We start from the raw sequence: 22,586 nt of genomic DNA, 5'->3' as shown, positions 1-22,586 counted from the left end.
CGAGCCGTTCCCATGAAACCCAACAAAGACCACCTGGAAACGCTTGCACGCAGCTCTTCGCGCCTGAACAAGAGCTTGACGCTGCTGGTGGCGATGGCCGTGATGCTACTGGGCCTGAGCGCCTGGTCGTTGCAGCGGCTGGTCGAGGAGACCCAGGGCACCGTGCGCCTGCACTTCGCCCGCCTGATGGATAACCTCAAGGAACAGGAAGACTTCCTCCAGGCCCTGGCCCGTCACAGTGTCCAGGGCGACCTGCTTGGGGACGGAAGCCACCGGGTGCGGGTGATTACCCCCTTGCCTGAAGAGGGACCGAACATCTACCAAGGCAAGGCGTTTTCCTTCTCGATGCCGTTCAGCGCCAAGCTTGCGCCAAGCGCCATAGCCTCGGGCGAGTTACCGGCGGTACTTGGCCTGGGCGCCAACCTCGCCGACTTCTACAGCACCTTCTGGGCGGGTTCCTACTATCGCTCGCCGCAAGTGTTCGTGTTCAACGTCCAGGGCCACTACGACATCACCGTACCTTCGGCGGGGCGCGGGCGTGGCAAGGTGATGAGCACCCAGGAGCCCTTCATCGACGTGTTCAACACCGTGCTCGCTCGGCGGCCAAAAAGCGACGAACAGCCGGCCGGTAACGGTATCCACTGGAAGAGTTACCTCGAACAACCGCGAGCCGCGGGACCTGCGCGACTGCTGGCCTACGTCAATCTCGATCTCAAGCCGGAGCAATTGTCGATCAAGGGCGCTGGTCCCCAGGTCACCCTCGCCCTGCTGCTGGACCTGGCACAGCTCAACGAATTCGAACGGGTACTGGATTGGTCCATCTATGACCGTTTCAGCCTGGTGGCCCCCACCGGCGATGTGCTGATCGGTGCCCGCGACCCGGCGTCGCCCCTGCACAACGGTTTGAACCTGCGCAGCGCAGGCCTGGTATTCAAGTTGGAGAACGCCGCCGGTCAGGGGTGGGCCGCTATCTACACCATCGGCTACGCGCATTTCTTCCGCGCGGCGCTGTGGCCATTGAGCGGCCTTGCGGCGACCTTCCTGGCCCTGCTGGGCCTGAGCGGGTTGGCCAACCGCTGGTACCGCAAAAACGTCATCCAGCCGGCACGCCAGGCCCACGAAAACATCGCCGAGAGCATCGCCTTCAGCCGCGTGCTGATCGATACCGCGCCCACCGGCTTGTGTGTCGTCAACCCGGCAGACAACCAGGTGCTCATGGAGAACCAGCGCGCCCGGCAATGGCCTGGCACAGCGCAACTGGTCAGCGCACTGCAGACACGCGACCACGGCGCCACCGAACTGCCACTGAAGATCGACGGTCGCCACCTTGAAGTGAACCTCGTCACGACCCGCTACCAGGGCCAGGACGTGCGCCTGTATGCGTTCAACGACGTCACCCGTCATGTCGAGGATGCCCACGCCCTGGAGCGGGCCATGCGCGCCGCCGACGCCGCCAGCGAGGCCAAGACCCTGTTCCTGGCGACCATGAGCCACGAGATACGCACACCGTTGTACGGCGTGCTCGGCACCCTCGAACTGCTCGGGCTGACTCCGCTGGCGCCTCGCCAGCAGGCGTACCTGCAAACCATCCAGCGCTCTTCCGCCACGTTGTTCCAGCTGATCAGCGATGTGCTCGACGTGTCGAAGATCGAATCCGGCCAGTTGAACATCGAACCCGTGGCCTTCGCACCGCTGGAGATGATCGAGGACACCCTGCGCACTTACGCGGCCTTCGCCCAAGGCAAGGGGCTGCAGTTGTACGGGTGCACCGATGTCACTCTGCCCGGACTACTGATGGGCGACCCCCTGCGGATCCGCCAGATCCTCAACAACCTGGTGAGCAATGCCATCAAGTTCACCGATGCCGGGCGGGTGGTGCTGCGTACCCGGGTGCTGTCGGCCAGCGCCGATGAAGTCAGCCTGGAGTGGCAGGTGACCGATACCGGCATCGGCATCGGCCAAGCCGAACAGGCCAGGCTGTTCGAAGTGTTCTACCAGGCCCGCGAAGCCTCCAGCGCAGGGGGCGCGGGCCTGGGGCTGCCGATTTGCGGATGGCTCAGCGAAATGATGGGCGGGCGGGTCAGCGTCGTCAGCGAGACGGGCCTGGGCAGCAGCTTTTCCCTGCACCTGAGTTTGCCTGTACTGCCGTCGGACAGCACCGCCAGAAAGCCCGTCGACCCGTCCCTGGCGCCCATTCTGGTTCAGGCACCGGTGCCGGAACTGGCACACAGTCACTGCGACTGGCTCAACCGCCTGGGTATTCCGGCCAGCGTGGCGACGCTGCCGCTGGAGCAGCCACCGGCCGACGCCCTACTGGTGGACCTGTTGCCCGCCGAGGGCGCGGCGCACTGGCCTGGCCCCCTGGTCCGCTGCACCGGCGGCGGCCCGAGCCCGGCCCAGCCGGTGGAGGGCGGCTGGGAAGTCAATGCGCATGACCTGCGGGCCATCGCCCAGGCCATCCTGCTGGCACGCACAGCGCAACCCGAAACCACCCGCCCCCCCCAGCCCCCGCGCAGCCCGGTGCCGGGCCTGCACGTCCTGGTCGCCGAAGACAACCCGGTCAACCAGGCCATCCTCAAGGAGCAACTGGAGGCGCTGGGGTGCAGCGCGGTAGTCGCCGCCAACGGCGAACTGGCCTTGCACCTGTGGCAACCGGCGGAATTCGACCTGGTGCTGACCGACGTCAACATGCCGGTCATGGACGGCTATGAACTGGCCATGGCCCTGCGAGAACAGGACGCCGGGTTACCGATCATCGGCATCACCGCGAACGCCATGCGCGAGGAAGGCATACGCTGCATGGCCGCCGGGATGAATGCCTGGCTGGTAAAGCCCCTGAGCCTGCAAACCTTGCGCGAGCAACTGGCCAGGTTGTGCAATCTGTCGCAGCAGGACACAAACCCGCCACCTCTTCCAGACATCCCGAAAGCAACAGTGATGTCGGAACATGCCGACAGCATCAGCCTGTCACCGGTGATGAGGCCGCTGTTCATCAGCAGCCTGCAGGAGGACCTGCAGCGAGTCGACGATGCCCTCGCACAAGGCGACCCCAAGCTGCTCGGCGCGCGGTTGCACAGCGTGGCCGGCGCCCTGGGCGCCGTCCAGGCCATCGACTTGTCCGAACACTGCGCGTTGCTGGAGACCGAACTGTCTCGCGCCGGTCTGAACTCGGCGCTGGAACTCAAGGTACGCGGGGTGATGGAGAGGATGACGGCAATCCTCAAGGCCCTGGCTTAGAATCAGCATGCTCCCGCCCAACCCATCCCATGTGTCGGTATCACGGACTGTTCCCATGAAAAAACTCAAGGTCATCATTGCCGACGATCACCCCATCGTACTGCTGGGCGTACGCGAGCTCGTCGAGCGCGACCCCCGCTTTTGCGTGGTCGGAGAAGCCGTGTGTTCCAGCGGCCTGATCGATTTGCTGGACCAGCAGCCCGTCGACCTCGTCATCACCGACTACAACATGCCCACCGACTCGCCCTATGGCGACGGGCTCAAGCTGGTCGACTACCTCAAGCGACATTACCCCAGGGTCAAGGTGTTGATCCTGACGATGATCTCCAACCCGCTGATCCTGACGCACCTGCATGAGCTGGGTGTGGTGGGTGTAGTTCGCAAGAGCCAGGTGAAAACGGAAATTGAACGCGCCTTGAACACGGTTGTACAAGGCAAGGTCTACGAACATCCCAACCCGATTAAACATTCGGTGGTGAATACGAATACGGCGCTGGATGAACGCTTGCAAAGTTTGTCGCCAAAGGAATTTGAAATACTGCGGCTTTTCGTTTCCGGCGCCAGCGTCAGTGATATCGCGCAAAGCCAGAACAGAAGTGTTAAAACCATCAGCGGACAAAAAATATCCGCCATGCGCAAACTTGAAGTAACCAGCGACCAAGACTTGCTCAACTACTGTCGAGACCGCAGCATATTCAACTGATGCCACATCGGTATATCAGCCCTAACCAATAAGAATCGTCTGATTCAAACGCCACGCCCACCCCCTTATCTTGGCTTGGCATTTTGTCGGACTTCTTATGAACCAACATAGGGTAATACTGTGAAAAAAACTGCACTCGCAATGGCGCTGATTGTTTCGATCGGGCATGCATTCGCAGAAGAACCGCCACCCGCTCCAAAACCTGTTCAAGGTGGCAGTGGCAAGATCAGCTTCACCGGCACCATCAACAATGACGCCTGCACCATCGACGGTTCCGACAAGGATCGGATTATCGCCATGGACATGGGCGACATCGCAATCAAGGACATGGGCACTGCCGAAAACCCGACCTCGGGACGTGTCAGCGGCCAGGACTTCAACCTGAACGTCAACTGCAACACCGGCACCAAGGTCGCCATGGTCTTCGACGCCAACAGCGGTGGCTCCGGCCTGGTACCCGGCAAGAAAGTGCTGGCGCTCAATAGCGGCAACGGCACCGCCACCAACGTCGGTATCGCCCTGCTTGACGCCAACGGCGCGCTCATCGACCTGAGTTCCAAGTCCACCGCCAGGCTGGAAAGCGCCATGAAGAAAGTCGGCGACGGCGGCGAAACCACCCTCAGTTTCTCCGCCGCCTACGTCACCACCGGTGCCGAAGGCACCGCCACGGCCGGTCGCGGCGACGCCACCTTGCCGTTCATCCTCGAATACGAGTAAGTCTTCAGAGGGTCCATCCCGCGCAAGGCCTTCGGGCCTTGCCCTTCGCTTTCTTTCAAGGGCATTCGCATGTTGCGTCGTTCCATTCCCGCCTGCCTGGGGTTACTGGGCATGCTGCTGGCTGCCCAGGCCAGCGCCAGCATTTCCCTGAGTGCGACACGGGTCGTTTTCGACGGAACCCATAAGGAGGCCAACGTCACGGTGCGCAATGGCAGCCAGGACGTACTGGTGCAGTCGTGGATCGACAGTGGCGAGGGCACTACACAAGCCGCCCCGTTTGCCGTCACACCACCACTGGCCAAGGTCTTGCCCAAGGAGCAGCAACTATTGCGCATCCTGTACGAAGGCAAGGGCCTGCCCACGGACAGGGAGTCGGTGGTCTGGCTGAACGTCCAGGAGATCCCGCAGGCGAGTACTGCGGCCAATACCTTGCAACTGGCCGTGCGCCAGCGCATCAAGGTGTTCTTCCGCCCCGCGCAGCTGCAAGGCGACCCGTTGGCGGCGCCATCGCAATTGCAGTGGCGCTGGTCCCAGGAAGGCGCCGGGGGTGTATTGACAGTCCGCAACCCCAGCCTGTTTCACGTTTCGATGGGCGATGTAACGCTCAAGGCCGGTGGGCAGAAAACACTGGCAGCCGACTCGAGCATGATCGCACCGGGCGAAACCAAAGTGTTCAAGGTCAAGCAGTTCGACGGCACCTCTTCAGTGCAACTGACCTTCGACAGCATCAATGATTACGGCGCACAAAACCAGCACCAAGTAACAGTGGGCCGTTGACACAACAGCGAAACCCCGCCAAGACCGAACACGCACCTGACACTAACTAGCAGATTGATAACCATGGCACTTCCTGGCAAGTGTTCATGCTATAGGCCTTTACATGCCGTTCACTTTCAATAGCCCTGTAAAAGAGGCGCGCACGCGCCTGCCTGTTCGCTATACCGGCTTGTTGCAACTGAATGCACTGTACATGGCCATGCTCGCTGCGCCGGCAAGTTTATCCATGGCCGCGGAAAAACCAATACCGGTCGCCTTCAACACCCACTTTATGCAAGGTGTGCGCGGCGATGTGGATGTGCAACTTCTGCTCGCCGAAAACAGTGTCCTGCCCGGCACCTACCGGGTCGACCTGTACAGCAATGACGCGCTGATCGGCCGCCGTGACATTACCTTCAGCCAGAACCCGTCCACCGGGCGGGTCGACCCTTGCCTGAGCCTGGAGTTGCTCACGCAACTGGGCATCGACATGGGCAAGTTGCGCGCGCAGGGCAAGCTCGACCCCGAGGCGCCCCAGGCATGCTACGACCTCGGCGCCCTCATCGACCAGGCCAGCGTGCGCTACGACGCCGCGCGCCTGCGGCTGAAGGCGAGCGTGCCGCAAGTGGCGATGCAGCGCGGGATGCGTGGCTACGTGGACCCGCAACTCTGGGATGCGGGCGTGCCTGCGGCGTTCATCAACTACCAGCTCAACGACAGCCGCAACGCCAGCAATGGCTACACCCGCTACAACAACAACCTCGGTTTGCGCAACGGCATCAACCTGGGCGGCTGGCGGTTGCGCAACGAGTCCAACCTCAGCAACGGTACTGGCCGGCCGAGCACCTTCAAGAGCAACCGCAGCTTCCTGCAGCACGATGTCACCCCGCTCAAGGGGCAGTTCAGCGCCGGTGACATCTTCACCGACAGCGACCTGTTCGACAGCGTGCGCTATCGCGGCCTGAAACTGGCTTCCGACGAGGGTATGCGGGCGGACAGCGAGCGTGGCTACGCGCCCGTCATTCGCGGCGTGGCGCAATCCAATGCGACCGTGGAGGTGCGCCAGAACGACTACCTGCTCTACTCCACCACCGTGGCGCCAGGCCCGTTCGAGATCAGCGACATCTACCCCAGCGGCTCCAACGGTGACCTGCAGATCACCATCATCGAAGCCGATGGCCAGCGCCGGGTAAGCAGGCAGGCGTTCTCCAGCCTGCCGATCATGGTCCGCGAGGGCCAGTTGAAATACAGCCTCTCGGCGGGTCGCTACAGCAGCAACACCGAGGGCCTGGCCGAACCGCAGATGCTCAGCGCCACACTGGCCTACGGCCTGGGCAGCAATCTGACCGGCATTCTCGGCCTGCAGACCAGCGACGATTACAAGGCGATGGCCGTGGGCTTCGGTCGCAATACCCTGATTGGTGCGGTTTCGCTCGACGTCACCCATTCCTCCAGCCAGATCCAGGGCCAGACCACCCAGGGTGATAGCGTGCGCGCCCTGTATGCCAAGACCTTCAGCGGCACTGACACCAGCTTCACCCTGGCGGCCCACCGCTACTCCACCGAAGGCTACCGCACCCTGACCGATCACGTTCAGGACCAGAGCGAAGGCCTGACCCGGCGCACGGGCTACTCCAAGACCCGCACCGATCTCACCATTTACCAGAGCCTGGGCCGCGATCGCGGCTGGGGCAGCCTCTACCTCAACGCGAGCGACCAGCGTTACTGGCGCCAGGGCGGCAACCGCAGCTTTTCCGCCGGTTATGCCAACAGCTGGGGGGATGTCAGCTACAGCCTGGACGTTACCCGCAGCGAAGACTTCAACTACAGCGGCATGCCGAGCAAGGACACCCAGTTCAACCTGTCCGTGTCGTTCCCGCTCGGCAGCCAGGCACGGGCACCCCGTGCGTTTGTCACCACCAACACAAACAAGGACAGCGACAGCACGCAGGTGGGCATCAATGGCTACATTTCGCCCACCAGCGACACCTCGTATTCGATCCAGGCCGGCAACAGCAGCACCAGTGGCAGCTCGGGCTCGGCCAACCTCAGTTTCCGCACCGCTGTGGCGGACATCAACCTGGGCTACAGCCAGGGCCGCGACTACGACACGCAGAATCTGAACGTTGCAGGTTCGGTGGTGGCGCACGCAGGCGGGATCAACCTCGGCCAGCCCGTGGGCGAGACCTTTGCCCTGGCCGAGGTGCCGGGTGTCAGCGGCGCGCGGATCAGCAGCTACAGCGGCGTGGAGACCGGACGCAACGGTTTCGCGGTGATTCCCAACGCGCAGCCCTACCGCATCAACTGGATCAGCCTGGACACCCGCGAGCTGGGGGGCGATATCGAAATCGACAACGCCACCCAGCAACTGGTGCCCCGTCGCGGCGCCGTCGTACTGGCCCGCTACAGCGCCAAGAGCGGGCGCCGGGTGGAGTTCGAGCTGTTCGATGCACAGCACAACCCCATCCCCTTCGGCGCGGCCGTGGAAGACGCCAGCGGCAAGCAACTGGCCATTTCCGACCCCAATGGCAAAGCCCTGACGCTGCTCGAGAAAACCCAGGGCACCTTGTCAATCAAGTGGGGCAAGCAGCAGTGCTCGGCCACCTACTCCCTGCCCGAGGCCGACCCGGCCCTGAACTACGAGCGTTATCGATTGGTGTGCACGCCCGAGGCCAACCCCGCGGTCCAGCCCCTTGCGCAGCTCACAGAAAACCCACCACGAGGTGATGAAAAATGAACGGTAATGACAACTTCTGGAAGCTGAACCGTCGCCGGCTGCTGGGGCTGACGTCCACGGTGAGCCTGGCAAGCCTGTTGCCGCGTACTTCGTTCGCCGGCAGCGACCTGATCGCTGCCTCGCTGAGCGAAACGACGTCGACCGACCGGCGCCTGGTGCGCCTGCCGGAAAAAGCCAGCCTCATCCAGCTGGCCGACCGCCCGCCGCAACTGGAAACCCCGCTGCACTACTTCCGCCAAGACCTCACGCCCAACGAAGCGTTCTTCGTGCGCTGGCACTTGTCCGGTTACCCGACCTACGTCGATACCCGCACCTTCCGCCTGCGCCTCGATGGCCAGGTTGCACGCCCCCAGGCCTTTTCCCTGCAGGACCTGGTCAATGAGTTCGAGCCGGTGACCCTGGTCGCCATGAACCAGTGCTCGGGCAATGGCCGCAGCTTTTTCACCGGCCCCACCCCTGCCGGCTTGCAATGGCAATTCGGCGGCATGGGCAACGCCCAGTGGACGGGCGTTCGCCTGAAGGACCTGCTTGACCGCGCCGGGGCCAAGGCCGGTGCGGTGGAAGTGGCCTTCTCGGGCCTGGACGAATCGCCGATGCCGGGCCTGCCGAAGATCGTCAAGTCGCTGAAGTTCGACCACGCCAATGCCGGCGACGTCATGGTCGCCTATGCGATGAACGGGGCGGCGTTGCCCATGCTCAACGGCTTCCCGCTGCGCCTTGTGGTGCCGGGCTGGTACGCCACCTACTGGATCAAGTCCCTGGCGCACATCGAGGTGCTGGACACGCGCCTGAGCAACATCTGGATGGACGAGGCCTACCGCATTCCCGACAACCCCGAGATCACCGAGGAGCCCGGCAAGCTTGCGCCAAGGACAGTGCCGATCAACCGCTTCGCCACCCACTCGATCTTCGTTCGGCCAGAGCCCGAGGAGGCCCTGCTAGCCAACCACCCCTACATGCTCGAAGGCCTGGCCAACGACGGCGGCGACGGAATCGCGCGGGTCGAGGTGTCCGTGGACGGTGGCCGCAGTTGGACCGACGCGCAACTCGACCCGGAAATCGGCCGGTTCTCGTGGAGGCGCTGGCGCTTGCCCTGGACCCCCACCCAGAAGGGTCGCTACACACTCAAGGTACGCGCCACCAACCGTGCCGGCGAAGGGCAGCTGACCAGCCAGTGGAACCGCGGCGGGCTGGCCCGCCGGGTGATCGAGCACACCACGGGCATGGTGATCTGACATGAACAGCACTTCGCGTTTCTCACTTCTGCTCTGCGCCCTTGCACTCACCACCACGGCGGCCTGGGGGAAAGACGGCGCACCCATCGATTTCGGCCCACCCGTGCACACGGTCACGGTACCCGCCGATGAGCCCTACCTGCCCGAGGGCCCTGGCCGCAACCAGTTCATGGGCTTCTGCACCATGTGCCACTCACCCCGTTTCATCACCCACCAGCCGCCGTTCACCCGGGCGACCTGGGCGGCCGAGGTGGCCAAGATGCGCGGCGAGTACGGTGCGCCGATTCCGGAGGCCGCCGTGGAGCCAATCATCGATTACCTGATGTTCTTCAATGGCAAGGAAACACCATGAGCGACCCCACTCCCGATACCTCGAACCATGGTGTCTCCCGCGCCGCGCTCGGCATGACGATCGGCGTGCTGGCACTGGGCACGCTGATCAGCTGGACGGTCATCCGCACCCAGGCCACGGCGGACATCATCCGCCGTGGCGACACGCCGCCCGCGCAAATCACTGCCGTGGTCGACACCGCGCAGGCTGCGGCGCTGATCGATACCGGCGCCGTGGTGATCCAGCAGCAGTGCGCGGGTTGCCACGACCTGACCCAGCGCCTCGTCGCTCCGTCGTGGACCGCCATAGCCGAGCGTTACAAGTCGGTCATCGGCACCCAGCCGCTGAATGCCGATGCGCTGGCGGTGCTGATCGCCGCCCTCGCCCACCCCAACCCCGGCTGGGACGGCTACGCCCCGGGCCCGACGAACATTCGGCTCAGTGAAGAGGAAGCCGCCGGAGCTGCGGCCTGGGTACTCGAACGCTCCCTCCCGCCTGCAACCAAGGAATCGAACAATGAATAACCCGGCTGCGGGTACAACCCCCTCCGCTCCACTTGCGCCCCTTGTACGCATCGACTACGACCTGATCAGGGCCCATGCCCTGGCTGCGGTCATCACTCTGTTCCTGTCCGGTGTGGCGGGGCTGCTGGTGGCGTTGAAACTGAACCTGCCCGACCTGCTGGGCAGCCAGGCAGCGCTGACCTGGGGCCGCCTGCGCTACGACCACACCCAGGGCATCTTCTTCGGCTGGCTGGGCAACGCCTTTCTCGCCTGTTGCTACCACATGGTGCCGCGCCTGGCCGATCGCCCGGTGCTCAGCCGAAAACTGGGCTGGGCGATCTTCTACCTGTGGAACCTGGGCGTGCTGCTGCCCGGCTGGGTGCTGGTGTCCCTGGGCCTGGACCACCCGTGGCTGGCCATCCAGTCGATCGAGTGGGCCGAGTTCCCGATGGCCATCGACCTGCTGGTGTTGGTCGGCCTGCTGCTGGTTTGTGCCCAGTTCGCCGGGCCGTTCCTGCTCAAGCGCCAACAGGGCGGCTTGTACATTTCCGCCTGGTACCTGATTGGCGGCGCGGTGTTCAGCCTGCTGGCCTACCCGGTGGGCAACTTCGTCCCGGTGTTTTTGCCGGGGGCACAAGGCGCGGCCTTTAGCGGCTTGTGGATTCACGATGCCGTCGGGTTGTTCGTCACCCCCTTCGTGCTGGCGATCGCCTACTACATCATCCCGGCCGCCACCAACCGGCCCATCTACAGCCACTTCCTGTCGATGATCGGCTTCTGGTTCCTGTTCTTCTTCTATCCCCTCAACGGCACCCACCACTACGTGTACTCGGCCATTCCGATGGACGCGCAGAAGGCCGCGATCATCGCCTCGGTGTACCTGGGCATGGACGTGATCCTGGTGGTGTTCAACCAGCTGATGTCGTTGCGTGGGCAGTCGGCGACCGTTGCCAGCGACGTGCCGCTGCGGTTCGTCTGGACCGGCATCGTGATGTACCTGATCGTCAGCCTGCAAGGCGCGTTGCAGTCGCTGATGCCGGTGAACAAGCTCACTCACTTCAGTGACTGGGTGATCGCCCACTCCCACCTGGCCATGCTCGGCTTCGCCACCTTTGTCGCCGCCGGCGGCATCGCCCATGCCTGGCAACGCATGCCGAATGCCCGCTACAACGCTGCGGCCGTGAACTGGGCCTATTGGCTGATCACCACAGGCCTGCTGCTGATGTTCATCACCCTGACCGCCGGTGGCCTGGTGCAGGCACACCTCTGGCAAAGCCCGGCGCCGTGGATGGATTCGGTGCGCGCTTCGCTGACCTACTGGTGGATCCGCGACCTGAGCGGCGTGCCACTGCTGCTGGGCTTCATCGCGTTCTACCTGGGCCTGACCACTGGCCCGCTCAATAAAGTGCCGGCAGCCCAGGCGGCGGCCGTCACCCAACCTGCCTTCGCTGGAGCCTAACGATGCAAACGATCGTCAAACATCGTCTGTTCAACAGCGCGTACCTCATCATCTTCGTCGCCGGCATCGGTTTCTTCCTGCTGTCGTTCATGTTGCTGGGCATCCTGCCGGGCAAGGAACTGCAGAAGAACATCGATGCCCGCGCCCCGGCCAACATGCCCGACTACACCGCCCAGGAAGAGCGCGGCCGTGCGGTATACGGCCGCGAGGGCTGTGGCTACTGCCATACCCAGCAGGTGCGCTTCATCGACCAGGACGTCGCGCGCTGGGGTATGCCCACCGAGGCCTGGGAGACCAAGTTCGATTACCCGCAACTCTGGGGTACCCGCCGTATCGGCCCGGACCTGGCCCGTGAAACCGGCGTGCGCACCAACGACTGGCAACTGACCCATCTGTACAACCCGCGCTACACGGTGAGTGACTCGGTGATGCCGGGGTATCCGTGGCTGTTCGAGGGCGCTGCCGACAAGCCGACGTCGGAGGGCATGGACCTGGTGGCCTACCTGCAAACGCTCGGCAGGGCACGCAAGGTGTCGGGGTACGATGATCAAGGCGGCGTCGAGCAGCCCGCAAGTGGCAGCACGATGCCCGAAGGCACGGATGCCGCGCTCGATCCCCGCCAGAGCCCGATCGCCGCGACGCCTCAGCTGGACGGTCCGGTGCCCGGGCTGGTCATGCCGCAAAACAGCCGTGACCTGGCGCTTGCCCTGCGCCGGGGCCCCGCCGCGTATGCCCTGAACTGCGCGAGCTGCCACGGCGCACAGGGGGCCGGTGATGGCCCGGCGGCGGCGTCGCTGCTGCCACGTCCGGCCAACCTGCGCGACGCGGCCTTCACCACGGAGCGGCTGGCGGATGTGCTGTGGAACGGCCGGCCCGCGACCTCCATGCCCGCCTGGCGTGACCTGGACAGTTCGACCCTGGCCGCACTGGCCGTCTACGTGCAAAGCCTGCACGTGCCGAAGATCGCACCGGCCGCACCAGCCGAGGTGGCATTGGGCAAGTCGCTGTTCGAGAGCAACTGCGCCAGTTGCCATGGCATTGGCGGCAAAGGCGATGGCCCGGCTGCCCGGGGCCTGTCACCGCGCCCCACCAACTTCCAGGCCAAGCAAGGCAACCCGGACTACCTGCTGAACATCCTGCGCAACGGCGTCCCAGGCACGGCCATGCCGCCCTGGAAGCTGATGTTTTCCGATGAGCAGCAAAGTGCCGTGGTGGCCTACCTGCGCTCCCTCTACCAACCTTCGGAAAAGGAATAACCCATGTTCGCCGCAATGGTTATCGCCATGACCCTCATGGTGTCCGCATTCATCCTTGCCTGGTGGTTCAGCCCCGAGCTGCAACGCTGGAGCGAAGCGCCGAAGTACACCATGCTCGAGCGTGAGCAGCGCTACAGCGCTGCTGCGAAGGCAGCGGAGCACCCGTGAGCAACTTCGCCGCCCTGGTGATCCCGGAACTGGGCCAGCTGTCGATGACCCTGGCCATCTGCTTCGCCTGTGCGCAGGCCAGCGTGCCGCTGCTCGGCGCCTGGCGCGGCGACAGCTTGTGGATGAGCCTGGCGCGCCCGGCGGCCTGGGGGCAGTTTGCCTTCCTCGCCTTTGCCTTCGCCTGCCTGACCCACGCCTTCATGACCGACAACTTTTCGGTCGCCTATGTGGCCAGCAACTCCAACAGCGCCTTGCCCTGGTACTACAAGTTCAGCGCCGTGTGGGGAGGGCATGAAGGCTCGCTGCTGCTGTGGGCATTGATCCTCGGTGGCTGGACCTTCGCCGTGTCGATCTTCTCGCGCCAACTGCCGCAGGTGATGCTGGCCCGGGTGCTGGCGGTGATGGGCATGATCAGCGTCGGCTTCCTGAGCTTTTTGATCATCACTTCCAACCCGTTCTCGCGCCTGYTGCCGCARGTGCCRGGYGACGGYCGCGACCTCAACCCGCTGCTGCAGGACTTCGGCCTGATCGTCCACCCGCCGATGCTGTACATGGGCTACGTGGGCTTCTCGGTGGCTTTCGCCTTCGCCATTGCCGCGCTGCTCGGCGGGCGCCTCGACGCTGCCTGGGCGCGCTGGTCGCGGCCCTGGACCATCGTCGCCTGGGCCTTCCTYGGGGTGGGCATCACCCTCGGCTCGTGGTGGGCCTACTACGAACTGGGCTGGGGYGGCTGGTGGTTCTGGGACCCGGTGGAAAACGCCTCGTTCATGCCCTGGCTGGTGGGCACGGCGCTGATCCAYTCSCTGGCSGTCACCGARAARCGYGGCGTGTTCAAGAGCTGGACCGTGCTGCTGGCCATCGCCGCGTTCTCGCTGAGCCTGCTGGGCACCTTCCTGGTCCGTTCCGGCGTACTGACGTCGGTGCACGCGTTTGCCGCCGACCCGTCGCGCGGCATCTTCATCCTGATCTTCCTGCTGTTCGTGGTCGGTGGCTCGCTCACCTTGTTCGCCCTGCGCGCACCGGTGGTCAAGAGCCAGGTCGGCTTTGCCCTGTGGTCGCGGGAAACCCTGCTGCTGGCCAACAACCTGGTGCTGGTGGTGGCGGCCTCGATGATCCTGCTCGGCACCCTGTACCCGCTGGTGCTCGATGCCCTGACCGGGGCCAAGCTGTCGGTCGGCCCGCCTTACTTCGATGCCTTGTTCCTGCCGCTGATGGCGCTGCTGATGCTGGTGCTGGGCGTGGGTGTGGTGGTGCGCTGGAAGGACACCCCCGGCAAATGGCTGGCAGGCATGATGACCCCGGTGCTGATCGGCAGCGCCGTGCTGGCGCCGCTCGCCGGGTTGCTGGTCGATGATTTCGACTGGCCGGCCCTGAGCGTATTCGCCCTGGCTGCCTGGGTGGTGCTGAGCGGCGTGCGCGACATCCTCGACAAGACCCGCCACAAGGGCCTGTTCAAAGGCCTGGGCGGCCTCGGCCGCAGCTACTGGGGCATGCAGCTGGCCCACTTCGGGCTGGTGGTGTGCGCCCTGGGCGTGGTGCTGTCGAGCAACAACAGCGCCGAGCGCGACCTGCGCATGGCGCCGGGCGAGACGGTCGAGCTGGGCGGCTACCACTTCCTGTTCGAAGGCGCCAAGCACTTYGAGGGCCCGAACTTCATCTCCGACAAAGGCACCGTGCGGGTTTCCCGCGAGGGCCGGGAAGTCTCGGTGCTGCACCCGGAAAAACGCCTGTACACCGTGCAGCAGTCGATGATGACCGAGGCCGGCATCGATGCTGGCTTCACTCGCGACCTGTACGTCGCCCTGGGCGAGCCGCTGGACAACGGCGCCTGGGCGGTACGGATGCATATCAAACCCTATGTCCGCTGGATCTGGCTGGGCGGTCTGCTGACTGGCCTGGGTGGCTTGCTGGCGGCGCTGGACCGGCATTACCGGGTCAAGGTGAAAGCCGGGATACATGAATCGAATGAAGGAGTGACGGCATGAAACGCTGGCTTGTAGCCGCGCTGCTCGGCCTGGCAGGAATGGCCAGCGCTGCCATCGATACCTACCAGTTCAAGGACGATGCACAGCGGGTCCGCTATCGCGAACTGACCAAGGCACTGCGTTGCCCCATGTGCCAGAACCAGGACATCGCCGATTCCGACGCGCCGATCGCCGCGGACCTGCGCAAGGAAGTATTTCGCCTGCTCGGCGAAGGCAAGAATAACCAACAGATCATCGACTACATGGTGGCTCGTTATGGTGAGTTCGTCCGTTACAAACCCGGCCTCAATGCGAGGACGGTGCTGCTCTGGTTCGGCCCTTTCGGCCTGCTGCTCGGGGGTGGTGTGATCATCGCAACGATTGTCCGACGCGGCAGCAGACGACTTGCAGACTCACTTCGCCCCGAGGAGCGCGAACGCCTTGAGCACTTGCTGGATGAACACCAGCCATGACGGGTTTCTGGATCGTTGCAAGCCTGTTGCTACTGGTTGCCTTCGGCTCTCTGCTAGCTCCCGTCTTGCGTCAGCGGGAAGCCCAGCCCTTGCTGTTGTTGGTAAGCCTGCTGGTGCCGTTGATAGGGCTGGGGCTGTACCTGCATTTCGGCGCCCGCGACAACGTGCAACTGGCCTGGGAGCTGTCCCAGGGACCGAGGTCGATGGACGAGATGACTCACCTGCTGGAACGCGCCGTGGCGGCCCAGCCAGATGCCGTCGAAAGTTTATATTTCCTCGGGCGTACCTACATGGCCCAGGCGCGGCCTGCCGAAGCTGCGAAGGTATTCGAGCGCACCACGGCCTTGGCCGGACGGCGGCCGGAACTGCTCGGGCTATGGGCGCAGGCCCGCTATTTTGCCGACGGTAAAAAGTGGTCTAAGACGGCTCAGGATCTGACGGATGACGCGCTGAAAGCAGACCCGACGGAAGTGACCAGCCTGGGTCTGCTGGGTATCGAGTCGTTCGAAACCCGGCGGTATCAAGAGGCGATTGAGTATTGGAATCGCCTGCTGGAGCAGTTGCCATCAGATGACAAATCCCGCAGCGCATTGCTGGACGGCATTGAATTGGCGAAGAGCAGGCTTCATGAGCGGTGACAGAGTTTCTCAACTTCTGTGTTGGTTTTCACTGATTTACTCTCGAAAGTCGCTCAGCCACTCATATCCGAGAAGGTTCGCCACGACGACCGGGCGAAGATACAGGCTTTCGTGCAGGGCGTTGTGATCAATACAGTCGATGAGGCCGTTAATAAATGCTATGGGCGTTTCCTCGTGCATGAACCTGACGGCATGAAGAACTGCGCTAATAAATTATGAGAAATCAACGGCTTAATATTATTTATGACTGTATTTCCTTGATCCTCACCTTATGACTCTGTGTAAAAAATTAATGTCTAAAACCACAGACACACATCTGACTTATGCTGAACACCCTTCTCCCCGAGCCCCACCCCATGCTCTACCGCCTGACCGCCGACGCCCTGGTCCTATTCCACCTGAGCTTCATCCTCCTGGTCCTGCTCGGCGGCTTGCTGGTGCTCTGGCGCCGCAAAGCCCTGATCCTCCACCTCCCCGCCCTCGCCTGGGGCCTGGCCGTGGAGGGCCTGCACCTGGAATGCCCACTGACCGACTGGGAAAACCACCTGCGAGCCGCCGCCGGCAGCGCCGGTTACCAAGGCGGTTTCGTCGAACATTACATCTGGCCCCTGATCTACCCCGCCGGGCTGACTCCACAGATCCAACTGTGGCTGGGCTCCATCGTGCTAGTCCTCAACCTCGGCATCTACGGCTACGTGCTCTGGCGCCTAACGCGTCGCCACCACGAATAGCCGCGGGAACGGCAACAGCACCTTGCCGTCAGTGGCCGGCGGGTAATCGCGCTGCATCGCCTGCAGGTACAGTTGCAGGAAATCCGCCTGCTCCCCGTCGTCCAGCCGCGCCAGATAGGGGCGTAGCGCCGAACCCTTGAACCACTCCACCACCGCCTCGGCGCCACCGGGCAGCGGGTGATGATAGGTGGTGCGCCACACATCCACCCGCGCACACAACGGGCTGAGCAAGTCGTAATAGAACGCCGCGCTGTGCCGTGGCGGCAAGCTGAAGTCGGCGAACTTGTCAGCCCACGGCCCTTGGCTGGCAATGTCCCGCAACTGCCGGTGCGCGGGTTCATCGAGGTTGTCCGGAGTCTGCACCGCCAGGCTGCCACCCTCGCTGAGCTGGCGTACCAAGTGCGGGTACAGGCTGGCGTGGTCGGGCACCCACTGCAGCGAGGCATTGGCGAGGATCAGGTCCTGGGGTTCGGGGGCCGTCCACTGGCCGATATCGGCGATCTCGCAACGCACCCGGGGAATGCTCAGGCGTGGCCGCTGCCTGGCCTTGTCGACCATGTCGGCGTCGCTGTCCAACGCGGTCACCTGCGCATCGGGGTGGCGCTGCAACAGCACTTCGGTAGAGTTGCCCGGGCCGCAGCCCAGGTCGGTGGCATGGCGGACCGGGCGTGGCGGTACGGCAGCGAGCAGGTCGCGCACGGCGCGGGTGCGTTCGGCTTCGAACAGCGAGTACTGGGTGGCGGACCAGGCCATTGTATGGCTCCTTGCGTGGCGGATGTGTGCAGCATAAGCCATTCGCCGGGTGGAGCGCCGGAACCGAGTGACTATGCTGCAAGTCTGTCCCTGTATGCGCACACCGATGAAAACCACCCTGCCCCTGATCTTGCTCGCCCTGGTCGCCGCCTCTGCCCTGCTTGGCTCGCCGTGGATGAGCCAGCGCTTCGACCTGGCCGACCTGCGCACCACCGCCAGCCAGCAACTGACCCGCCACCTCGAGGACGGCAGCCTGCTGGTGCTGCAGCCCGACAGCGCGGTGGACGTGGAGTACGACACCCGCCAACGGCGCCTGACGCTGCTGCAAGGCGGGCTCTACGTCGAAGTGGCCGATGACGACCCACGGCCCTTCCTGCTGGTCACTGATCACGGCACCCTGGCCACCCATGATGGGCAATTGGCGTTGGTACGCAAGGCCGGGCAATCCGACGTCGAACTGCAGGCAGGCAGCGCCGAGCTCGACAGCGGCGGGCAGCATGTGCGCCTTGGCCCCAACCAGGCGCTGCGCTTCGACCAGGCCGGTCCCGTGCGCTGAACGAAAACGGCCGGGCCCCGCAAAGGGCCCGGCCGTCTAGTGCAACGCTCGGCGCTTACGCGCGCTTGGCGCTACGGATCTGGTGCACCACGCCCATGGCCACCACCACGGCGGCAGCGATGCCGGTGGAGATCACCAGGATCTGGTAGTCAGGCATGAAGGCCATGGTCACCAGGGCGGCAATGATGAAGGCGATGACCAGGTAGGTCAGCCATGGGAACAGCCACATCTTCAGGCGCACTTCCTTGCCTTCGGCAATCAGCTTGCGGCGCATGCGCAGCTGCGAGAAGGCGATCACCAGGTACACCAGCAAGGCGATCATGCCGGTGGTGTTCATCAGGGTTTCCAGCACGTCTTTCGGGCGCAGGGTGTCGCTGAAGTTGATCAGTGCGCAGAACACCGCCACCAGGCACGAACCGATGATCGCGTTCACCGGTACACCGGTGCCGGTGCGGGTGAACTTGAACAGGCGCGGCGCGTCGCCACGCTGGGCCAGGGAGAACAGCATGCGCGAAGCGGTGTAGTGGCCGGAGATCAGGCAGCTGCTCACCGAGGTCAGCACCACGAAGTTCATCAGCAGTTCAGCGTACGGCACCCCCAGCAGTTCCAGGGTGCGACGGTAAGCGCCATAGCCGGAAACGCCCAGCTGCGGATCGTTCCACGGCACCAGGCAGACGATCAGGAAGATCGAGCCAACGTAGAACAGGCACACACGCCACACCACCGAGTTGGTGGCCTTGACGATCTGGGTGGCCGGATCCTTCGCCTCGGAGGCGGCGATGGTGACGATCTCGGCGCCCAGGAAGGCGAACATCACCCCCAGCAACGCACCGATCACCGTGGTGATGCCGTTGGGCATGAAGCCTTCGGCGGTCAGGTGGCTGATGCCACGCACTTCACCGAACTGCCAGACGTTCATCACCGCCGCGGTGCACACCACCAGGAAGCAGACGATCGCCACCACCTTGATCAGCGCGAACCAGAACTCGAACTCGCCGTAGTGCTTGACGTTGAAGAAGTTGACGGTGATCAGCAGCAAGGTCGTGGCCAGCACGAACACGTTGACGCTCACGTCGGGGAAGAAGCCGTGCAGGATCTTGCCCGCCACGTAGGCTTCCCAGGCCATCAGGATCACCCAGTACCACCAGTACAGCCAGCCGATGGTGAAGCCGGCCCAGCGGCCGATGGCGCGGTCGGCGTAGGTGGAGAACGAGCCGGTGTCGGGCGAGGAAGTCGCCATTTCGCCGAGCATGCGCATGATCAGCACCACCAGGATGCCGCCTGCCAGGTAGGCCAGTACTGCGGCCGGGCCGGCGCTGTGGATGACACTGCCGGAACCGACGAACAGTGCGCCGCCGATCACCCCGGCGATGGACATCATCGTCAGGTGGCGCGACTTGAGCGAGGCACTGAGCTTGCTCTCGTGCCCGTCGTTCGCGGTGGTGGATGTGGATGTTGCGTCCATCAGTTATTTACCCCGTGCTTCTTTTTATCCAAGGAAAAACTGTGAAACCCCGATGGTTATCGGTCTCACCTGTACATCAGTGCTAAATGCGGGCAGGGAGGTGTGCGCGAGCACACGCAGGCCATCCGTGGCGGCCTGCTTACGCGGCCAGAGGTTGTCCTCTGAACGAACTGAACCATGCTGGGTCCGAACCAAAGGCGGCCGGCCGGGCAGAAAGAAGGTGCGAGGCGAACCCCGACGGTAAAGCAGCGAATTTATGATTATTCATGACGCTGGTTCGTGCTGTGTTGGCGATTTCTGACACGTAATGTAAAAATGTCGAACACTTTGAGCCATGCACAGCGGTGCGAAATCTGTACTGCACTGTACAGGCCGCCGATGCAATACACCCCGAATTCCCGGCCGGCGCTTGGCGTTACGCACCCCCGAAGGCACCCCGAATGCTCCAGCTACACCCGGACTCCTCCACCCCGCTGGTCAATCAGATCATCGACGGGCTGCGCGCGCTGATCGACAGCCAGGCGCTCAAGCCGGGGGCGAAGGTGCCATCCATTCGCGCCTTTGCCGCCACCTACTCGGTGAGCACCTTCACCGTGGTCGAGGCCTACGACCGGCTGGTGGCCCAGGGCCTGCTGGTGAGCAAGGGCAATGCGGGCTTCTTCGTCAATCGTGCGGCGAACGAGCTGGTGGATAAAGCCAACGTCGAGACGGACAGCGCCCGCCCGACGTTCAATTCCGAGTGGTACCTGCAGCAGATCTTCGAGACGCGCCAACTGCCCTTCAAGCCCGGTTGCGGCTGGCTGCCCAACGACTGGATGTACGAGGAAGGCCTGCGCCGCGGCATGCGTCAGGTGGCCGGCAGCCCGCTGGAACTGTCCGGTTACGGCGACCCGATGGGCCTGCCGGAGCTGCGCGCCCTGACCGCGCAGAACCTGCAGCAGGAACTGTCGATCGTCGCCAACCCGGCGCAACTGATGCTTACCCACGGCGCCAGCCAGGCCCTGGACCTTGCCGTGCGCACCCTGGTGCGCCCCGGCGATGTGGTGCTGGTGGACGACCCCGGCTACCCCAACCTGATGAGCATCCTGCGCACCCAGGGCGCAACGCTGGTGGGCGTGCCCCGCACCCCGGCCGGCTACGACCTCGACCATCTCGAGCGGCTGCTGGCACACCACCAGCCCACGGCGTTCTTCACCCAGCCGCACCTGCACAGCCCGACCTGCTCACGCACCCCGCTGGCCCAGCTGCACCGGCTGCTGCAACTGGCCAGCCGCCACGGCTTCCGGCTGGTGGAAAACAACCTGTACGCCGACATGATCACCGACCCGCTGCCATGCCTGGCCAGCCTCGACCACCTGCAGCAGGTGGTGTACGTCGGCAGTTATTCGAAGAGCATCTCGCCCAACGTGCGGGTCGGCTACCTGATGGCCAACCCCGAATTGATGCAGCAGTTGCTGCACTTGAAGATGCGTTCGGGCCTGACCACCTCGCAGGTAATGGAGCGGGTGGTGTACGCCGCGATCATCGACGGCCGCTGGCGCAAGCACCTCAAGCGCCTGCGCCAGCGCCTGGCCGAGGCGCACCAGGAAGTGGGGCGGCATCTGCATCGGCTGGGGTTCGAGCTGTTCATCGAGTCGGACGAAGGCATGTACATCTGGACCCGGCATCCGGCGATTCCGGACAGCGCGGCGTTGCTCGACGATGCGCTGGAGAAAGGCATCATGCTCGGGCCAGGGCAACTGTTCATGGTGGATGCCAAGGCCACTGGGTGGATGCGTTTCAATGTGGCGTTCAGCACCGATCCTGCGATGTGGGAGTTGCTGGAGAAGGTGTTGGTCAAACATGTGCGGCGGGGTGGGGTTTGAATCTGCCTCGCTTTCATCGCTGGTAGCGCTTCTACCGCCCCAATTGACGCAAGCTTGTACAGGGCTGCTGCGCAGCCCATCGCCGGCAAGCCGGCTCCCACAAGAGCAGCGCATGGCTGAGTTTGGTGCGGTAGGGGTGGGAGCCGGCTTGCCGGCGATGGGCCGCTCGGCGGCCCCTATTATCGGCTCAATGCGCCAAGCCCAGCTCGGCGTCATCGAGCAACGCCTTGGCCATGGCGCTCAGGTAATACGCCGCCCAGACCATGCGCGGGTCTTCCTCCATGACCCCGAGCAGGGTCAAGTGGCGCACGCATTCCAGCAGTTCAGAGGCCTGTTCGCGGGCGTGATCGCAGGGTATGCCCGGTTCGATGCGAAACAGCGGCTGGGGGCTGTCTTGCCCCTGGCAGAAGCGGGTTGTGCCGGCAGTTGTGGGGGGTGTTGGGTTGTTCGTGGTCATGCCGTAATCCTCGAAGTCATGGCGTTGGGTGTGGCGGCCCGTTCGCTGGCGAACGGGCTCGGCCTCAATGCAAGGGCTTTGGCATCACCGCCTGTTGCACCTGCGCCAGTGCAGATTCCAGCAGCGCGCGCAGCGTTTCCATCTCGTGCACGGCGGCCAGCATCAGCATCGAGCCGGGGGACTTGGAGCAGAGCAGGACGGATTGGTGGGCGACGGCCAGGGCGCAGTGCAGGTGTTCGCTGATCTGGACCAGGGTGTCTTCGAGGAAGGCGTGGGAATGGGGTGGGTCGGGGACGATCTTGAGCATTAACAGTTCCTCAAGTGGGCAACCGTCCACTCTGCTGTCAAACAGGTGGGTGGCCGCTGTACGTAGGTTGACAGACCGGAGGAACTGTTAAGACCGGCGCACGCGAGCGTGCCCTACGTACAGCCGCCATTGAGGACGACACCATACGCATTCAGTTCATCGCGGCCTGTCAAAGCCATGTCGCTGATGTGCAGCGACCCGGCGAGACTAGTAGGCGGAAATTGCCACCGCAACGGAAAAAATGCGCGGGCATTATCTTTGGGAAATGGACTACA

General features: G+C 63.8%; 20 protein-coding genes and 1 pseudogene. 17 read left to right on the top strand and 4 right to left on the bottom strand.

Annotated features, from left to right (window positions below; genetic code table 11):
• The first annotated feature begins 12 nt into the window (after nt 1–12).
• From RTH46_RS17035 to RTH46_RS16965, 15 genes and pseudogenes are all read left to right on the top strand, one after another.
• A complete protein-coding gene (locus RTH46_RS17035; protein ID WP_316906174.1) occupies nt 13–3,237 on the top strand; it encodes a hybrid sensor histidine kinase/response regulator in 3,225 nt (1,074 codons plus the stop codon).
• A 55-nt stretch (nt 3,238–3,292) separates the two neighbouring features.
• Nucleotides 3,293–3,940, top strand: coding sequence for a response regulator (locus RTH46_RS17030; RefSeq protein WP_153788890.1), 648 nt, complete (start codon nt 3,293–3,295; stop codon nt 3,938–3,940).
• A gap of 141 nt (nt 3,941–4,081) precedes the next feature.
• Nucleotides 4,082–4,657 carry a fimbrial protein gene (locus RTH46_RS17025; protein ID WP_153788891.1) on the top strand — a complete coding sequence of 192 codons (576 nt, stop codon included), beginning with the start codon at nt 4,082–4,084 and terminating at the stop codon, nt 4,655–4,657.
• A gap of 69 nt (nt 4,658–4,726) precedes the next feature.
• Nucleotides 4,727–5,434, top strand: a complete 708-nt coding sequence (locus RTH46_RS17020) for a molecular chaperone (protein WP_316906173.1) — start codon at nt 4,727–4,729, stop codon at nt 5,432–5,434.
• Nucleotides 5,435–5,633: 199 nt separating this feature from the next.
• Entirely contained in the window at nt 5,634–8,150 is a 2,517-nt protein-coding gene (locus tag RTH46_RS17015) for a fimbria/pilus outer membrane usher protein (RefSeq protein WP_316906224.1), read from the top strand.
• Entirely contained in the window at nt 8,147–9,385 is a 1,239-nt protein-coding gene (locus RTH46_RS17010) for a molybdopterin-dependent oxidoreductase (RefSeq protein ID WP_153788894.1), read from the top strand. The genes RTH46_RS17015 and RTH46_RS17010 overlap by 4 nt, the downstream gene beginning before the upstream one ends.
• Before the next feature lies 1 nt (nt 9,386).
• On the top strand, nt 9,387–9,737 hold the full coding sequence (locus RTH46_RS17005; protein ID WP_316906172.1) for a hypothetical protein: 351 nt from the start codon (nt 9,387–9,389) through the stop codon (nt 9,735–9,737).
• Nucleotides 9,734–10,240 carry a hypothetical protein gene (locus RTH46_RS17000; protein ID WP_316906171.1) on the top strand — a complete coding sequence of 169 codons (507 nt, stop codon included), beginning with the start codon at nt 9,734–9,736 and terminating at the stop codon, nt 10,238–10,240. The genes RTH46_RS17005 and RTH46_RS17000 overlap by 4 nt, the downstream gene beginning before the upstream one ends.
• Nucleotides 10,233–11,678 carry a cbb3-type cytochrome c oxidase subunit I gene (locus RTH46_RS16995; RefSeq protein WP_316906170.1) on the top strand — a complete coding sequence of 482 codons (1,446 nt, stop codon included), beginning with the start codon at nt 10,233–10,235 and terminating at the stop codon, nt 11,676–11,678. Before RTH46_RS17000 ends, RTH46_RS16995 begins: the two co-directional genes overlap by 8 nt.
• Before the next feature lie 2 nt (nt 11,679–11,680).
• Nucleotides 11,681–12,934 carry a cbb3-type cytochrome c oxidase subunit II gene (locus RTH46_RS16990; protein ID WP_153788898.1) on the top strand — a complete coding sequence of 418 codons (1,254 nt, stop codon included), beginning with the start codon at nt 11,681–11,683 and terminating at the stop codon, nt 12,932–12,934.
• 3 nt (nt 12,935–12,937) lie between these two features.
• Nucleotides 12,938–13,102: a hypothetical protein gene (locus RTH46_RS16985; RefSeq protein WP_153788899.1), complete on the top strand. Its 165-nt coding sequence runs from the start codon at nt 12,938–12,940 to the stop codon at nt 13,100–13,102.
• A 17-nt stretch (nt 13,103–13,119) separates the two neighbouring features.
• Nucleotides 13,120–15,087, top strand: a complete 1,968-nt coding sequence (locus RTH46_RS16980; protein ID WP_316906223.1) for a heme lyase CcmF/NrfE family subunit — start codon at nt 13,120–13,122, stop codon at nt 15,085–15,087.
• Entirely contained in the window at nt 15,084–15,539 is a 456-nt protein-coding gene (locus RTH46_RS16975; protein WP_316906169.1) for a cytochrome c-type biogenesis protein, read from the top strand. The genes RTH46_RS16980 and RTH46_RS16975 overlap by 4 nt, the downstream gene beginning before the upstream one ends.
• Nucleotides 15,536–16,165: pseudogene (locus RTH46_RS16970) on the top strand (tetratricopeptide repeat protein); the annotation flags it as partial. The gene RTH46_RS16975 and the pseudogene RTH46_RS16970, both read left to right, overlap by 4 nt.
• 368 nt (nt 16,166–16,533) lie before the next feature.
• The gene (locus RTH46_RS16965; RefSeq protein WP_316906168.1) at nt 16,534–16,908 is read left to right on the top strand and encodes a DUF2784 domain-containing protein; all 375 of its coding nucleotides are present in this window, start codon (nt 16,534–16,536) and stop codon (nt 16,906–16,908) included.
• Here the strand turns inward: RTH46_RS16965 and tam are convergent.
• A complete protein-coding gene (gene tam, locus RTH46_RS16960; RefSeq protein ID WP_316906167.1) occupies nt 16,885–17,661 on the bottom strand; it encodes a trans-aconitate 2-methyltransferase in 777 nt (258 codons plus the stop codon). The genes RTH46_RS16965 and tam overlap by 24 nt on opposite strands.
• 106 nt (nt 17,662–17,767) lie before the next feature.
• On the opposite strand from tam, the gene RTH46_RS16955 reads away from it, so the two are divergent.
• Nucleotides 17,768–18,217, top strand: a complete 450-nt coding sequence (locus tag RTH46_RS16955; RefSeq protein ID WP_316906166.1) for a FecR domain-containing protein — start codon at nt 17,768–17,770, stop codon at nt 18,215–18,217.
• 55 nt (nt 18,218–18,272) lie between these two features.
• Here the strand turns inward: RTH46_RS16955 and RTH46_RS16950 are convergent, their stop codons facing one another.
• Complete coding sequence (locus RTH46_RS16950) at nt 18,273–19,682, bottom strand: amino acid permease (RefSeq protein ID WP_125464526.1); 1,410 nt, start codon at nt 19,680–19,682, stop codon at nt 18,273–18,275.
• A gap of 440 nt (nt 19,683–20,122) precedes the next feature.
• On the opposite strand from RTH46_RS16950, the gene RTH46_RS16945 reads away from it, so the two are divergent.
• Nucleotides 20,123–21,547, top strand: a complete 1,425-nt coding sequence (locus tag RTH46_RS16945) for a PLP-dependent aminotransferase family protein (RefSeq protein ID WP_316906165.1) — start codon at nt 20,123–20,125, stop codon at nt 21,545–21,547.
• 187 nt (nt 21,548–21,734) lie between these two features.
• Here RTH46_RS16945 and RTH46_RS16940 read toward each other — a convergent pair whose 3' ends face one another.
• The gene (locus RTH46_RS16940) at nt 21,735–22,004 is read right to left on the bottom strand and encodes a DUF3077 domain-containing protein (RefSeq protein WP_316906164.1); all 270 of its coding nucleotides are present in this window, start codon (nt 22,002–22,004) and stop codon (nt 21,735–21,737) included.
• 64 nt (nt 22,005–22,068) lie between these two features.
• Nucleotides 22,069–22,311 (bottom strand): hypothetical protein, encoded by a 243-nt coding sequence (locus RTH46_RS16935; protein ID WP_153787208.1) that lies wholly within the window; start codon nt 22,309–22,311, stop codon nt 22,069–22,071.
• Between the last annotated feature and the right edge of the window lie 275 nt (nt 22,312–22,586).

It is taken from the genome of Pseudomonas sp. zfem004 (assembly GCF_032621715.1).
Lineage (GTDB): Bacteria > Pseudomonadota > Gammaproteobacteria > Pseudomonadales > Pseudomonadaceae > Aquipseudomonas > Aquipseudomonas sichuanensis.
This window is presented reverse-complemented; position numbering and strand designations above follow the sequence as displayed.